Genomic DNA, 16,756 nt, shown 5'->3' with positions numbered 1-16,756 from the left:
ACTGTTATCTATCGATAAACTAAAGACGGAGAATGAGGGCGTGAAAATGGATAATTATCAAGCAATGAATTTTTATTATGGACTTCTAAATCTACGGGCTGGTTTTTTTAGGGCTAACTTGTGCGAAGTGTTGATGCTTGTTGCGCAAAGCGTGCCAGATGAGAATCAACAGCCAGAAACGGCATACCAGCCGACGGAAGAAGAATCACAACAAAAGAATCAAGTGACTCCTGATCAGTTTGAATTCGGGTCATTTTATGAAGACGGGCATATTTTGCATAATGTGAAAACTGATACGCAAGCGGACTTTTTCCTTGACCCGACTCGTGAAGATACAGTCAAGTGGCATACGAGTTTTACGGTTGCTAAGGATGTCCGTCCGGCTGACCAGTTTGTTGTTCAGTTATCACCGAACTTGATTATCGCTCCCAATGGTCATCCCCAAAAGCCAATTCCAGATTTCACCGATCAAAATGGTGTGGCTATTGCGATGGGGGAATATTATCCTGAAAAACATCAGCTAGTATATACGTTTACTAATTACGTAACGGAACACCGGCAAATAATTGGTGAGTTAACGGGAGAATTGGCAGTTGATCCGTTAACAACGCCTGAAAATAAGTTCGGCTTAGGTTGTTTTATTAGCATAGATGATTACCGTAAAGACTTTACGATTGATGTTGATTATCCCGACCTTGATGATGATATGTTCTTGGGGATTTCTAGTCGGATGATGCACTTTGATCAGGATCAGCATCTTTTTACCGACTTAATTTATGTTAATCCTGCTCAAAAAGACCTTAACCATGCTTATATTATTTTTAATACCAGCGACCTTGTTGAAGATTTATCAAATGCCATTGTTAAACCATCGATAATGCGGATTGAAATTTACCGCAATTCTCGTGACCTGAAGCTGCCGCAATCTTATGGGGTAAACCTTCAACGGCTACGAGAAATTACAAACCGTTTTCCTATTGTTGAAGGCGACCACCTTGTTGAAACGCCACTTACGATGTCATTTGCCGACAATAAGATGCGCTTGAACTTTGCGGCTGACAATACTAATGATTCCTACATTATCAAGGTAATTGGCCAGTATAATGATGAGCTTAATGGCGCAGTCCGGCTACGTGCGCGCTTATTTGGCGTTGACCAGCAAAATGTTTACATGAGTAATTCAACGGCGGCAATGGCTGATGGAATACCAATGCAAGCAACTGGTCATGCGGTTCCTAAAGCAGGTGTTGAAACTGCCGATCCAGTTGCCGATGATACGTCAGCAAATGCAGAAATGGATGAGCTCGCAACAAATGTTCCACGTGAATCACCAGAAGTTGTTGCGATGGAAGAACAGAATATCGATATTCCGGTTGATTTAGGTGAAACAGATGCTAACGCAGAACCGGCAATGGACGAACCATCTGTAGAAGAAGATGACGTAGAGGAATCATCAGAAATTGAAACGACAGAAAATCACGACGCAGCGATTGCGCAGGACTTAGATGACACTGTTAGTGATATGGCAAGTGAGGAAATACCAACAGACAGTGAAGTGCAGGATCGCGATGTTGAAGATGAGATGACTACGGACGATCTGCCAGTGGAAAGTGAAGTCGCTGAATCAATGGCAATGAGTGAGCAAGAAGAAACTACCGCGGATTCATCTGCTTACATTGTCTCTTTTGCTGATTCAGCAACGAGTCCTGATAAAGAAATTGAAGATTCAACGGAAGATAGCGAAAGTGCGCAGCCGGCAGTTATGCAAGGTGCTGTAGGAGGCGATGAAGTATCAATCGCATTGAGTGTTCCTGCACAAGAAACCGTATCTAGTGAGGCTGCTTCGACTGCTCCAGCTGAGTCTGATTCGCTAACAGCAAGAACTGGTGAACAGCCTACTGCGGCACAATCGACTGAACCAGTGTCAGAAGAAATTGTTACTGCAGAACAGCAAGTTGAAGAAACGCAAGAGGAAACTTCAACTGCTCCGCTACCGATGCCTGGGCGACGACCGCCACGTCGGCATGGCCGGTTCCAGAATAATGGTCGTTTAAATCACTCGCTACGTCATTTACGAAGATTTTAAATTCTTAAGTAAAAGGTTGAAAATACGCTTTTCAGCCTTTTTTATTTTACTAAAAATGTAATCGTTTACATAAAACTCTTGCAATTAAAAATATAGGTGTTAATATTTAATTGAGCTTAAGTAAACGTTTACATTAATGGTTAAAAGCAAAAATCGCGTAATTTTATGGAGAGAGGTTTTATTTTATGGAAAATAATCATTGGTGGAATAAATCAGTTGTTTATCAAATTTACCCCAAGAGTTTCCAAGATACTAATCATGATGGTGTCGGTGACCTTCGCGGAATTATTGACCGTCTTGACTATATTAAGAAACTTGGTGCCGATGTTATTTGGTTAAATCCGATTTATGAGTCGCCACAAGTTGATAATGGTTATGACATTAGTAACTATGAGGCAATCAATCCGACACTTGGTAACATGGATGATTTTCAAGAACTGATTGATGGGATTCATGAACGGGGAATGAAACTGGTCATGGATTTAGTTGTTAACCATACTTCTGATCAACATAATTGGTTTAAAGAGTCGCGAAAAGGGAAAGATAATCCATATCGTGATTATTATATCTGGCGTGATGGTAAGGATGGTAAAGAGCCAAATAATTGGGGATCATACTTCTCGGGTGCTGCTTGGAAATATGATGATGAATCTGGTCAATATTATCTCCACCTTTTTGCCCCTGAACAACCAGACCTTAACTGGGAAAATCCACAAGTTCGCCACTCTGTCTATGACATGATGAATTGGTGGGCTGCCAAAGGGGTTGATGGTTTCCGCATGGATGTTATTAACCTGATTTCAAAACCAGATGGACTGCCAGATGCTAAGAAGAGCGGCGATGAGAAATACGCCAATGTTGAACCGCTCGTATCAAACGGTCATCGGATTCATGAATTCTTGCAAGAAATGAATAAGAATGTCATGAGTAAACACAAGATGGTAACGGTTGGTGAAACACCGGGAGCTACGCCAAAAGATGCTGAAAAATATGCCAGCCTTGATAATAAAGAGTTAAACATGATTTTCCAGTTTGAACACATGGGCCTTGACAGTAATCCTAATCCAGCTCTTGGCAAGTGGGATGACCGTAAAACCAGTCTTAAGGATTTGCGGGCAAACTTAACGAAGTGGCAAGAAAAACTTTATGGTAAGGCTTGGAACTCGCTTTATTGGAATAATCATGATCAGCCACGGGTTGTATCACGTTTTGGTAATGATCAAACAGAAGATTACCGTGTCAAATCAGCCAAGATGTTAGCTACAATGACCCATATGATGCAAGGAACACCGTACATTTATGAAGGGGAAGAAATTGGAATGACTAATGCCTACTTCCCAAAGCTTGAAGATTATGTTGACCTTGAATCAATCAATGCTTATCACCAACTGGTTGATGACCAGCATTTGCTTGATGGTAAGACGATGATGAAATATATTGCTATTCATTCACGTGATAATGCCCGGACGCCAATGCAATGGGATGATAGCAAGTATGCCGGATTTTCCGATCATACGCCATGGGAGAAGGTTAACCCTAACTATAAGCAGATTAACGTCAAGAATGCTTTGGCAGATAAAAACTCAATCTTCTATTACTACCAAAAGCTGATTGAGCTGCGCCACACAATGCCGGTAATCACTAATGGAAAATATGCATTGGTTCCTGGCAATGACGATGATGAACAAATCTTTGCATATACACGGCAAGACGATGATACGACTTTATTAGTAATCTTGAATTATACTGATGAGACTGTAAATCGCCATTATGATGTACCAGCTGATGCGAAATTGCTAATTAGTAATTATGAGGATGACCAAAATGACACCATCCGTCCATATGAAGCTAAGGTTTATCAATATTAGAGTGGGGATGAACGATTATGGATAAGTCACTTTCAAATTCGAAACAAAAAGTGGAAACGAAACAGATTGATCTTGATACGGGAATGCCTGATTTACCCAAGAAAGAATTGTTTGCAATTACGTTTGCCTTTCTTGGAATTAACATGGCGTTCTCACTGCAAAGCTCACAAATGAGTCGTATTTGTCAGACAATTGGAGCTAACCCTAATAATCTTGGTTTCTTCTTCATTTTTCCGCCATTAATGGGAATGATTGTTCAACCGATTATGGGGAAGATGTCAGATCGAACATGGAATCGGTTTGGTCGGCGGTTGCCATACCTTTTATTTGGGACGCCAATTGCGGCATTAGTTTTAATTATGTTGCCATTCTCCGGCTCTCTTGGCTTTGGATATGGTTCAATGGCTGCGATGATTTATGCTGCTACGGCGGTATGTTTGATGGACTTATTTAGTAATATTTGTATGCAGCCATCACGGATGATTGTTGGTGACATGGTTAATAATAAGCAAAAAAACTTTGCCTGGTCCTGGCAGCAAGTCTTTTCTAACGGTGGAGGAATCTTAGCCACGATCTTGCCATTTATCTTTACGATGTTTGGGATGTCAAATACTGCTAAAAAGGGTGTTGTTCCTAATACCGTTATCTGGTCATACCTTTGTGCAGCGGCTGTTTTGCTTATTACCGGTTTGTGGACCGTCTTTAACGTTAAGGAATATGATCCAGAAACATATGCTAAGTACCACCACATTGATCCGGCTGAGCAAAACAAATCAGTTAGTCTTTGGAAGTTAGTCAAAACCGCACCACGGGCTTTCTGGGAAATTAACCTTGTTCAGCTATTTAGCTGGTTTGCAATCATGTATGTTTGGACATATACTACCGGAACCTGTGCTCGTAATATTTGGCACACTTCTGATGTAACTTCTGCCGGCTATCAAGCCGCTGGTAACTGGTACGGGATCTTAACGGCTGTTTATAGTATTGCCGGTATTGTATGGGGCTTAATTTACGCCCATGCTAAGGCTGGTTCACGGAAGAAATGGTACACATTTGGAATGATTGTTGGTGGCTTGGGCTTAATCTGGATGACTTTTGTAACAACTAAGACGACTTCAATTATTGCGATGATTATGTTTGGAATTGGTAACTTTAGTATTAATACCATTCCGTTTACTCTTCTTACTTCCTCTCTCAATGGTAAAAACGAAGGGGCATACCTGGGACTCTTTAATGTCGGAATCTGTGTGCCACAAATTATTGCATCGCTATGCAGTTTCTTCCTCTTCCCACTTGTTGGTCACAATCAACCAATGATGCTTTTGCTTGGCGGGATCTCCCTTCTTATCGGGGCATTAGCTGTCCAAACGATCCATGAAGGGGTTACGGTTAAAGAAGCATAGGATACTAAGATGAATTTCTCCTTTATAAAACATAAATATCTGTAAAAAAGGCAGTGACTGGAAAATCCAGCTACTGTCTTTTACTTTAATTTGATTTTGTCGAGAGGGATAAGGTGGGTATGGTGACGAATTTTATAATAGAGATAAAAGCCAATAAAGAGAGGCACGCTCATGTAAGTAATAAGGATGTTTGACCAGTCGAGTTTGATGAAGGCATTAATATTTTGACCAGCAATGACAATGATGCATAAGACGAAAGCAAAGATTGGACCAAACGGGAAAAGAGCGGCATGGTAAGTGAGTTCATTGAGGCGGTGACCCTGTTTAAGAAAACCGCGTCGAAAACGATAATGAGCGATTGCAATTCCTAACCACTCCATAAAGCCAGCTAAACTAGTGGCACTAATTAAGTAGTTATAAACGTTTGGGCCGATGAATTGCAGTCCCCAAAGAGCTAAACTCAGGACGGACATGGCAAGAAAACTGATGATTGGAACTCCGCGCCGGTTAACGTCCTTGAATCCTTTCCATAAGAACCCCTCCATTGATTGTGAGAAGAGGATGCGTGAAATAGCATATAGCCAAGAGTTGGCTGATGAAACCACTGCAATTAAGATTACAAAGTTCATGATTCCAGCGGCATAACGCAGGCCAGCATATTGAAAAATAAGGGTAAATGGACTGGTAATGATATCTTGGACGTTGGAGCTAAGTAGCCGTTTATCGGTGTATGGAAGAATGCAGGCAATGACTGAGATTGTCAAAATATAAAATAATAGGATTCGCCAGAATGTCGCATGAATTGCCTTTGGGATGCTGTGCTTTGGGTCAGCCGATTCACCAGCAGCAATTCCGACCATTTCGGTCCCCTGAAACGAAAAACCAGAAACAACAAAAGCACTAATGATTCCTGGAATACCGTTAACGAAAGGGGCTTGTTTATAGGTGAAATTCTTAAAACCAATGGCCGGATGATTGCCGACTAGTCCAAGAATTATGCCAATTCCGACGATAAGAAAAATAATTACAGCGGCCACTTTTAATAAGGAGAGCCAAAATTCCGCTTCACCATATGCTCGGACGGAAAAGTAGTTAATGGTAAAAATAATAACAAAGGCGAGTAGGCTAAAGATCCACGCTGCAATGTGGGGAAACCAAAAATTCATGACGATCCCAACGGTTGATAACTCAACGGCAATCGTAATTGCGCCCCCGAACCAGTAATTCCAACCCATCGCAAAGCCGAGTGCGGGATCAACATAATGGGTTGCGTATTCCGCAAAAGAGCCACTGCGCGGATTATAAGTAGCCATTTCCGCGAGACTCGTCATTAGGAAGAAAACCATCAACCCCATGATGAAGTATGCGACTAAGCTACCACCAGGACCAGCAGTTGTGATTGCTGAACCACTAGCAATGAATAAGCCGGTTCCAATGGTTCCGCCGAGGGCAATCATGGAAAGGTGGCGGGATTGAAGAGTATGCCTAATGTGGCCCAACTGATTTTGACGATTCAAGTTAATAAGCCTCCTAAAACAATATCATAATTAGATTTTAGTAGTGAGAAGGCGAAATGTTAAATGCCTATTATCAGAGGTTAGCTATGCAGAATGGTTATACCTTTGCTATCAGCCTATTCAATTGTTATCGTTTCAAGTGCTTGACTTTCTTTCATGCTGAGTAAGGCGCGAACAGTATCAAGCGAGGTCATTAATGGTACGTTTTGTGCGATAGCATCTTGGCGAATTTTAAAGCCAACTGAATTTTGTTCGTAATCATGCTGCATTGTGTTGATAACAAGGTCGATTTGACCGTTCTTAAGCAGCTGCTTAATTTCGTTTGTTCCTTGGACCACCTTCATAATATGAACGTTGTTATTTTCCAGAAAATCATCGGTTTCGCCAGTTGTAATAATCTGCCAGCCGATTTTTCTAAGCCGGTTTGCAATCGGTAAAATTTTGTCCTCGTTACCGTGTTCGATTGTCAGTAATACTTTACCGTAATTTGGTAATTGTACATGAGTGCCAACAAATGCCTTGCGTAATGCTTTCGCAAAAGTATGATCGCTACCCATGACTTCTCCGGTTGACTTCATTTCTGGGCCAAGGAAAGAGTCAACACCGGCAAGCTTGTTAAAACTAAAGACTGGTGCTTTGACATGAATAGTCTGTGGTTCGGGATAAAGGCCATCATCAAATCCTTGATCTGCAAGTGATTGTCCGAGAATAACCTTTGTTGCTACCTGGGCCATCTCAATTCCCGTGATCTTGCTGAGGAATGGGACTGTCCGACTTGCCCGGGGGTTCACTTCTAGGATATAAACTTCATGATTATGAACAATGAATTGAATGTTCATGATTCCCACGCATTTGAGGGCGACCGCTAATTTTTTAGTTGCATTGACGATCTGCTGCTTAATATCGTTGTCAAAATGCTGCGGAGGGTAAACAGCCATTGAATCACCAGAGTGGACTCCGGCGTGCTCAATATGTTCCATAATGCCGGGAAGGAGAACGTTTTTACCATCACAGATTGCATCAACTTCACACTCACGTCCTTCAAGGTAGGTATCAATTAGGATTGGGTGGTCGGCGGTGACTGTTGCATTTTGTTGGAGGTACTGCTGCAATTCATCTTGGTTGTAAACAATTTCCATTGCTTTACCGCCAAGGACATAGCTAGGACGGACAAGCACCGGATAGCCGATTTTTGTTGCTGCCTTGATCACATCCGCATGGTTAGTAGCCGTTAAGCCGACTGGTTGTTTTAATTTGAGGTCATTGATAACTTTATCAAATACTTCTCGATCTTCTGCAGCATCAAGGTCCTTGACTGTTGTCCCCAAGATTTTAACCCCGTTAGCAGCCAAATCAGCGGCTAAATTAATGGCAGTCTGCCCGCCAAACTGAACGATTACGCCCTTAGGATGCTCTAAGTCGATTACATTGAGGACATCTTCAAGGGTTAATGGTTCAAAATACAGCTTGTCAGAGATTGAAAAATCAGTTGAGACTGTTTCGGGGTTGGAGTTAATAACGATTGCCTTATAGCCGGCACGTTGAATTGCTTTAACACAATGGACGGTAGCGTAATCAAACTCCACCCCTTGACCAATCCGGATGGGACCGGACCCCAGTACAAGAATAGATGGCTGTTTGGTTTGTTGGCTTTCGCTTTCGTGGTCATATGAACTATAAAAGTAAGGGGTTGAAGATGCAAACTCGGCGGCACAAGTGTCAATCATTTTATAAACAGGGATGATTTCGTTTTGCTTACGGAAAGCCCGAATTTTTGCGGGAGTAGTTTTCCATAAGTTGGCAATGGTCTGGTCACTAAAACCGTACTTTTTAGCAGTTGTCAATGTCTCGGGATCAAAAGGATTGTCGCTGAGTTCCCCCTCTAATTCAACGAGATGCTTGACGATATCAAGAAAGTAAACGGAAATTTTAGTAAGGTCATGAACCTGAGAAAGGGAGTAGCCGCGACGAAAAGCTTCGGCAAGGTAGAAAAGGCGGTCGTCTTGAGGGTGGATAAGTTTATCCTTTAGTTCAGCAGCAGTTGCCCCGTGAGCAAGGGGTGAGAATAAATCCTTTTCGTCGATTTCAAGAGAACGGATAGCCTTATGCAGGGCTTCTTCAGCGGTTCGCCCAATTGCCATCACTTCACCAGTGGCCTTCATTTGACTACCGAGGTGCCGATCTGCCTGAGTGAATTTGTCAAAGGGCCAACGGGGGATCTTGCAGACGACGTAATCGAGGGCTGGCTCAAATTCAGCATAGGTTGTTTTAGTAACGGGGTTCTTAATTTCATCAAGCGTTAACCCTACCGCGATTTTTGCGGCCATCTTGGCAATCGGATAACCGGTAGCTTTTGAAGCAAGGGCCGAAGAGCGAGATACCCGGGGGTTCACTTCAATGACATCATAATGATAGCTATGAGGGTCCAGAGCCAGCTGAACATTACAGCCTCCTTCGATTTTAAGCGCGCGAATAAGCTTTAATGCGCAATCCCGCAACATCTGATATTCACGGTCGGTCAAGGTTTGGTTCGGAGCAAAAACAATTGAGTCACCAGTATGAATGCCGACAGGGTCAAAGTTTTCCATACAACAAACCACCATTACGTTATCGGCAGCATCCCGCATAACTTCAAATTCGATTTCCTTATAACCAGCAATCGATTTTTCAATTAAACACTGGGTAGTTGGCGATAGCTCGAGACCGTTTTTAGCGATAGACTTCATTTCAGTATCGTCGTGACAAATACCGCCGCCAGTTCCGCCCATGGTAAAGGCGGGTCGTACAATCACCGGATAACCAATCTGGTGGGCAAAGGTAAGTGCTTCATCAATTGAATTGACCGTTTGGGAAGCTGGAACCGGTTCCCCAAGGTCTTCCATCAATTCCTTGAACTTTTCACGATCTTCTGCTTCGTCAATCGATTCAAGCTTCGTTCCAAGCAATTCGATCCCTAGTTCATCAAGAATGCCTGTTTTTGAAAGAGCAACGGCAAGGTTTAAGCCAATCTGACCACCGAGCGTCGGTAAAATAGCATCAGGGTATTCTTGGCGAATAATTCGGGATACTGAGTCAACAGTTAATGGTTCAATATAAACGTGATCAGCAATTTCAGTATCGGTCATAATGGTAGCAGGATTAGAGTTTACAAGGATCGTCTCATAGCCTTCTTCACGTAATGCAAGACAAGCCTGAGTGCCTGAGTAGTCAAATTCGGCTGCTTGACCGATGATAATGGGACCAGAACCAATGACAAGAATCTTATGAATGTCGGTACGTTTAGGCATATGCAGGAACCTCCTTGTGGCTGTCAATTAATTTCATGAATTTATCGAATAAAGCGTCAGCGTCATGCGGTCCCGGTGCCGCATCAGGGTGGAACTGAACTGAAAATGCGGGATATTTAATATGTTCAAGCCCTTCAACCGTTCCATCGTTGATTTCAGTGTGGGTTATCTTAAGGTCTGTATTAGCAATTGACGCTGGATCGACTGCATAACCGTGGTTTTGCGAGGTAAAAGCAATCTTGCCGGTGTGGAGGTCGCGAACAGGGTGGTTGAAACCACGGTGACCAAATTTCATTTTGTATGTTTGCGCACCATTAGCGAGTGCAAAAATTTGGTGGCCCATGCAAATACCAAAAATAGGGATATGCTGTTCAATTTCAGCAACCATTTCGGCCGCAGATTCCATTTCAGTTGGGTCGCCGGGACCATTTGAAAGTAAAACACCATCAGGATTGAGTTCCATTACTTCGCTAGCAGTGGCATTGTATGGGAGAACGGTGACGTTGCAGTTGCGCTTGTTCAGCTCACGAAGGATACTATTCTTCATTCCAAAGTCAATAACGATGATATTACGTTTAAGGCCAGGGTTAGCGTAGGCTTCTTTAGTTGATACCTTGCTAATGATGCCCTTGGTTGGTGTTGAATTTTGGAGAAGAGCGACTGTTTTTTCAGTGTTGGCTAAGGTGTCAGTCATTATTCCACGCAGGGTTCCATACTGACGCAGTTTACGGACTAGTTCACGAGTATCGATTCCGGATAAGCCGGGAATGTTGTTTTTTTCAAGGAAGGCTGGTAATGATTCAGTCATCTTCCAATTGCTTGGCACACGGGCAATTTGGTGACAAATAACACCTTTGATCTGGGGGTGCAGGGTTTCGTTATCTTCATTATTAATGCCGTAATTACCAATGAGCGGATTAGTAAAGACTAAGATTTGATTAGCAAATGACTGGTCAGTAATCGCCTCTTGGTAGCCGACCATTCCGGTAGTAAAGACAACTTCACCAGGGGAAAACGTGGTGCTACCAAAGGCTTCACCAGTATAAACAGTACCATCTTCTAGAATTAAATATCGTTTCATGAGTTTCATCCTTTCCTGAAAAACCCTTCCACTGATCACAAAAACTAGCCACGTTGAAAAAAGTTTAATAAAAAAACGCTTAATCCATTTGAAAAATAGGCTAAGCGTATACAAAAAATTGAATATATTATGTATATTTCAATGTTAGTAATTCAACGCTGACCTTGTTAGTCTCACGGGACCAAATTAAAGGATAATGATTGATACTAAGTTACTGTAAAATTATTCTTTTGTCAAGCATATACTGTATGTTTATTCAAAAAATCAAATATTTAAACATTTTATATGCATAAATGCTTGTTAACATTATAGCAGATAAAAGGCCGGAAAAAACAAATTTTTTCCAGCCTTTTGACATTAAATTATTCAGCATAAGTTTCTTTAATAAAGAGAACTGCGATTGCACCCAACAGGGCAGAAATACCTGTGATAAGCATCATGTTAACTTGTGAACTGCCTAGTAGTGGGAAGAGACCAAAACTAAGAAGTGAAGCAACCATTTGTGGTACACAGATCGAACCGTTGAATAGTCCGAGGTAGGTACCCATATGCTTACCAGATAAGGCATTTGTGACCATAGTTAATGGGTAGGTATTCATTGATGCCCATGCGATTCCGATTAGAATGAATGAGAGGATAAGGGCATTTTGTGAATGAATAAAGAAGATTGACGTGTATCCAATTGCACCGAGCAACAAACTGATGGAGTATCCTGCTTTATGGTGGTTGTTAGGAACCTTAGCTAAAACGTATGACCAAACAACAGCAGCCACTGATTGAACAGCAGTCATAACACCATACCAGTTACCGGCAGCTTGGTAAGCAGCAGACGATGCATCGGTAGTCATCCAAACGTTCTTAGCAATTGCTCCCACGGCATAAGTAGAAAGGTACTGGAATGAGAACCAGCAGAAGAATTGAACTAATGCAACGTTCCAGAATACTCGTGGTGCATGCTTAAGAAGGGTAAACCAATTTCCACCGGTCTTATTATCTTCTTCTGAAATACCATGATATTTGGCGTAAGTAGCAGGATCATATTCATGAACCTTGAAAATTGTAAACAAACAGGTGATTACAAGGATAACTGCACCGACATAGAATGAAACAATAACTGATTGCGGAACAACACCCTTTTTAGCAGTGTTTGAAACACCCCACCATGTAAGCAGGAATGGGAAGATAGCTGCAAGAACCGCACCGGTATTACAGATTAAACTTTGAATCCCGTATGCGTAACTCTTTTGGTCATCGTTAACCATATCACCAACCATCATCTTAAATGGCTGCATTGCCATATTCGATGAAAGATCAAGGAAGGCGACAGTAATCGCACCAAACCAAAGGGCAGCTAACGAACCGTAACCGAAGCCAAAACTTCCTGAATTAGGAAGCAAAATCATTACAATCACGGCAATGATCATCCCGATTAACAAGTAAGGGAGACGACGGCCACCGAGCTTTGGTGCCCATGTTCGATCAGAGTAATAACCGATAATTGGCTGAACAATTAATCCTGCAAGCGGTGGTAGTAAGAAGAACCACCCCAAATTGTTTGGATTAGCACCAATCGTTTGGAAGATACGGCTCATTTGCGAACCTTGCAACGTAAAGGCGATTTGAACACCAAGGAAACCAAAGTTAATCATCCAAATGGTACTCTTTGGTAAAATTGGTAATCCACTCGTCGAAGCTTTTTGGTCTTGGTTAAGTACAGTAGACCCATCCTGACTCATAACAAACAACTCCTAACGAAAAAATATAAAATAATTGCAATGGGAGCTTATGTAAGCTCTTACACGAATAATATAGCAGACAATTTATTTTTGTGCAACCGTTTGCAAAAGATAAATAAAAAACTTCCAATCGTTCAAACTAACGAAGGAAGCAGATTAAAATTAATTTTGTAGCGAAGGCTTTTCAGCCAGAAGCCTTACGCTGTTGCGGGCTGTAATATGGACAGGTACGAACTGCGAACTTTGATTCTTCAACAAACTTCTAACTGCCAGTACTCCCATCTGATAAAAGTCCTGAGTAACACTGGTAATAGTAGGGATGGTAATGTCACACAAGAATGTTCCGTCAATACTGACGAGCGACAAGTCTTCCGGAATCCTGATATTAAGCAAGCGGGCTTCTTTGATTAAACCAACCGCGACCATGTCACTGGCGGTGATGATTGCATCTAGGTTTTTGCTTGCTAAACCCTTTAGGATATTTTGCTGCGGACCAAAACTATAATCACCGTATACCACCCAATCACGGTGCGGCACTAGACCGTGTTCACACATGGCTTGCTGGTAACCGCGCAGACGCTGTTCCCCAGTTGAAGAACGGTCAATTCCCGCAAGACCGATCCGTTGGTGACCGTGATCGATTAGATAATTAGTGGCGAGGTAGCCAATTTTTTCATTGTCTGAACTAATAAACTTAAAACCGGTGTATTTAGGGTCGCTTTCATCGTAAACAGAAACTAGTCTACAAGGAGTGCTGGTTTCCCGCAAAGTCATTGCAGCCTGTTCATCAAGCGAGGTTGCAACTAGCAAGATTCCGGCAACGTGACGTTCGAGGGCAACACTAATCGCTTGATTGAGAAGCCGTGAGTCATGGTTGCCAGCATAAAGAATGAACATTTGATAGCCGGCTTTATCTGTTTCAGCCTGGATAGCCGCAATAATATCGTTTGAGAAATTTGTTTGCGTATTGTTTAAGATAACCGCAATCAGCTTACTGCTATGAGCAGCCAATTCGGCAGCGGCAATATTTTTCTTATATCCTAATTCTTTCGCAATTGCTTCAATTTTAGCCGCGGTTTCAGGCCGGTAAGATTTTTCCTTTTTTGCTAAAACACGGGAAACGGTGGCCGTTGAAACGTTGGCCCGTTGAGCAATGTCTTTAATTGTTGGCTTCATAGGCGGGCCCCTTTTACTTATATTATTAAGTCTATTATAGAGAATTCGCTATCAAATGTAAACGTTTTCAATAATGGTTTAGCGATGATTTATAGTATTATTCAAAAATTGGCGAAAGTATTTGAGGCCGTTAATATTATTATCTGGTCGATAAATTAGGCGGATTGAGTATTTTTGGGAGACACCGCTGGCTGTGGAGTGAAGGTGGCGAAAAACAATCCATTCATTTGGAAAGACTGGGAGGCTTTGAGGATAAAAAGCAATGGCTTGCCCTAAAGCGACTAGTGTTTGCATTTGTTCGATTGTGCCAACCCGCTGAACGTTGTAATGATGATTTTGCGGAAGGGTAGCTAAGAAGGCTGATTGAAGATAAGTTGAACTTTCGTTGCTATAGTAGAGAATAGTTTGACCTGTAAGATCTGCGGCAGATAATTCTTTTTTGGCAGCCAATGGATGGTCCTTACTAATTCCAAGAACCATTTCGCCTTCTGTAAGGATAGTGTTATTTAGCTCAGAGTTGAGAAGATGATCATGAGTTCCGTAATCAAGAATGTAGGCACAATCAAGGTTTCCTAATGTAACATCTGCGAATAAATGTTCCACACTACCCTCAGTCACCTGAAAATTAATGGGCTTATGTTTTGCTAACGTTTGATATTTTTTTAGGTGGGTTACAAGCAGACGCCCTTCAAATGGTGAAAAATAGCCAAGGCGGAGGTGCTGTAAGTTACTATTTGTAATGTCGTGTAGCTTACCAATACTATCATTTAATTGGTTAATAAGTTCATTAGCCCGTTGAGCGAAATAGGTACCGGCTTGTGTTAGTAAAATCTTATTACTGCCACGAAAGAAAAGTTTGACACCAAGTTCATTTTCAAGATTTGTCATTTGTTTTGAAACAGTTCGCTGTGAGATAAATTTCTGCTCTGCTACTTTTTGAAAACTGCCTAATTGAGAAACAGCTAAGAAATTTTCAAGTTGTTCAATTTCCACTATTGGATCCTCCTACCCGAAAAATTATTGCGGCTATCAACTATATTGCTCATATTAACATTTTCACAAAGATTTTATAATAAAAATATAGAAAAATACAAAGGGTGAAAATAATGAGAAATAAGCATAGATACTATGATGTTATTGTCGTTGGTTCTGGAGCTGCAGGGATGGCTGCTGGATTAACCGCGGTTCAGGACGGACATTCGGTTCTTTTATTAGAGAAAGGGAGAACAACCGGCGGAAGTACGAACTACACAGAAGGGCTGTTTGCAATTAATTCCTATTTACAGAAGGAAAAGGGGATTGAAATTAAAGCAACGGATGTACTTAGTGAAGAAGTGAATTATTCAAAATATAAAGCAGACTCCCGTATTTGGCGCAACTATATCAATAGTAGTGCAGAGAATGTCCAGTGGCTGCATGACCAGGGTGTTGAATATGAAGGCGTTCAAGCAATGGGCGCTGGAGAGGCAACTTGGCATATTTACAAAGGAATGGGATTTGGGGTAATTCATGATGCCCTCCAACCGAAATTTAAGCAAAATGGTGGTGAAGTATTAACACTTGCTCGTGCTGTTAATTTGGTAAAGAAGAGCGATGGTACATTTGAAGTAACAATTAAAGACAACAAGACTAAAGAACGTTATAAAGTAGAAACACGGGCTGTGGTATTAGCAACTGGTGGCTACTTGAATAATCCGCGCTTGATTAAAGAGGAAACCAGTTACGATGTGTACCAGTAAGTTCAGGAAAAGGAACTGGAGACGGCTTAGAGATGGCCTGGCATATTGGCGCACAGAAAAATGGCCTCGGGATGGCAATGCTATTTGGCGGTTATTTAAAAGATGAAGACGAGCCTTCATACAAAATGATGCCATCACAAATGAATACAGTAGCTGGACAACAGCCCTTATTGTGGGTAAATGAAAATGGTGAACGTTTTGTTAATGAAGAAGTTGTCTATAATTTCTCACTGGCGGGTAACGCATTGTACACACAATCCAATGTGTTTAGTATTCTAGACCAAGCAGTAATTGACCGAATGATCAACAAGGGAAACTTTATGGGCCTAGGAATTTATGTTCGTCGCGGTCAAAAGATGGATAAACTCCAAGAAGAATTAGATCAGGCAATTGCAGCTAAAAAGTCATTTATTTTTAAGGCGGACACAATTTCTGATTTAGCAAGACAGATGGGTGTGCCTGAAGATAAATTACAAGCAACAATTACTCGTTATAATGATTTTGCTGACAAAGGAACAGATGATGACTTTGGCAAAGATCCGCAATATCTACAGAAAGTAACAACTGGTCCATTCTACGGATTTAAGCTAAATGTTGGTGCTTTTTGTACGATGGGTGGCTTGAAAGTAAGCCCAGCTAATGAAGTTCTAGATAATAACTATTTGCCGATTAAAGGGCTTTATGCGGCTGGTAATGATGCATCAGGTTTAGTTGGTGATACATATGGTCCTAATATGCCAGGAACCTGTGTTGGTTATGCATTTTATTCTGGACGAAACGCTGCGCACAATATTAATGAATACCTTAAGAAATAAAAATGAGCGGGAAAAGTCTACCTCAGTGGAGAGATAATTTTTCCCGCT

At 41.6% G+C, this 16,756-nt stretch carries 9 protein-coding genes and 1 pseudogene; 4 read left to right on the top strand and 6 right to left on the bottom strand.

Features of this window, described 5'->3' with window-relative positions:
• Positions 1 to 46 precede the first annotated feature (46 nt).
• From IEU90_RS00095 to IEU90_RS00085, 3 genes are all read left to right on the top strand, one after another.
• Positions 47 to 2,086 (top strand): fibrinogen-binding adhesin SdrG C-terminal domain-containing protein, encoded by a 2,040-nt coding sequence (locus IEU90_RS00095; RefSeq protein WP_153709497.1) that lies wholly within the window; start codon positions 47 to 49, stop codon positions 2,084 to 2,086.
• Between the two features lie 185 nt (positions 2,087 to 2,271).
• Complete coding sequence (locus tag IEU90_RS00090) at positions 2,272 to 3,954, top strand: alpha-glucosidase (protein WP_153709498.1); 1,683 nt, start codon at positions 2,272 to 2,274, stop codon at positions 3,952 to 3,954.
• Between the two features lie 17 nt (positions 3,955 to 3,971).
• Complete coding sequence (locus IEU90_RS00085) at positions 3,972 to 5,357, top strand: SLC45 family MFS transporter (RefSeq protein WP_153709499.1); 1,386 nt, start codon at positions 3,972 to 3,974, stop codon at positions 5,355 to 5,357.
• An 80-nt stretch (positions 5,358 to 5,437) separates the two neighbouring features.
• On the opposite strand, the gene IEU90_RS00080 is transcribed toward IEU90_RS00085, so the two are convergent.
• The 6 genes from IEU90_RS00080 to IEU90_RS00055 form a co-directional block, all read right to left on the bottom strand.
• Positions 5,438 to 6,814, bottom strand: a complete 1,377-nt coding sequence (locus tag IEU90_RS00080) for an amino acid permease (protein ID WP_153709537.1) — start codon at positions 6,812 to 6,814, stop codon at positions 5,438 to 5,440.
• 176 nt (positions 6,815 to 6,990) lie between these two features.
• On the bottom strand, positions 6,991 to 10,161 hold the full coding sequence (carB, locus tag IEU90_RS00075) for a carbamoyl-phosphate synthase large subunit (protein WP_153709500.1): 3,171 nt from the start codon (positions 10,159 to 10,161) through the stop codon (positions 6,991 to 6,993).
• Positions 10,154 to 11,242 (bottom strand): carbamoyl phosphate synthase small subunit, encoded by a 1,089-nt coding sequence (locus IEU90_RS00070; protein WP_153709501.1) that lies wholly within the window; start codon positions 11,240 to 11,242, stop codon positions 10,154 to 10,156. The genes carB and IEU90_RS00070 overlap by 8 nt, the downstream gene beginning before the upstream one ends.
• Positions 11,243 to 11,604: 362 nt before the next feature.
• Positions 11,605 to 12,978, bottom strand: a complete 1,374-nt coding sequence (locus IEU90_RS00065) for an SLC45 family MFS transporter (RefSeq protein WP_153709502.1) — start codon at positions 12,976 to 12,978, stop codon at positions 11,605 to 11,607.
• Between the two features lie 162 nt (positions 12,979 to 13,140).
• Positions 13,141 to 14,154 (bottom strand): LacI family DNA-binding transcriptional regulator, encoded by a 1,014-nt coding sequence (locus IEU90_RS00060; RefSeq protein ID WP_153709503.1) that lies wholly within the window; start codon positions 14,152 to 14,154, stop codon positions 13,141 to 13,143.
• Positions 14,155 to 14,232: 78 nt separating this feature from the next.
• Positions 14,233 to 15,147, bottom strand: coding sequence for a LysR family transcriptional regulator (locus tag IEU90_RS00055; RefSeq protein ID WP_153709504.1), 915 nt, complete (start codon positions 15,145 to 15,147; stop codon positions 14,233 to 14,235).
• Between the two features lie 113 nt (positions 15,148 to 15,260).
• On the opposite strand from IEU90_RS00055, the pseudogene vprA reads away from it, so the two are divergent.
• Positions 15,261 to 16,708: pseudogene (gene vprA, locus IEU90_RS00050) on the top strand (vinyl phenol reductase).
• Positions 16,709 to 16,756 lie beyond the last annotated feature (48 nt).

This window comes from Limosilactobacillus caviae (assembly GCF_014635905.1).
Lineage (GTDB): Bacteria > Bacillota > Bacilli > Lactobacillales > Lactobacillaceae > Limosilactobacillus > Limosilactobacillus caviae.
This window is presented reverse-complemented; position numbering and strand designations above follow the sequence as displayed.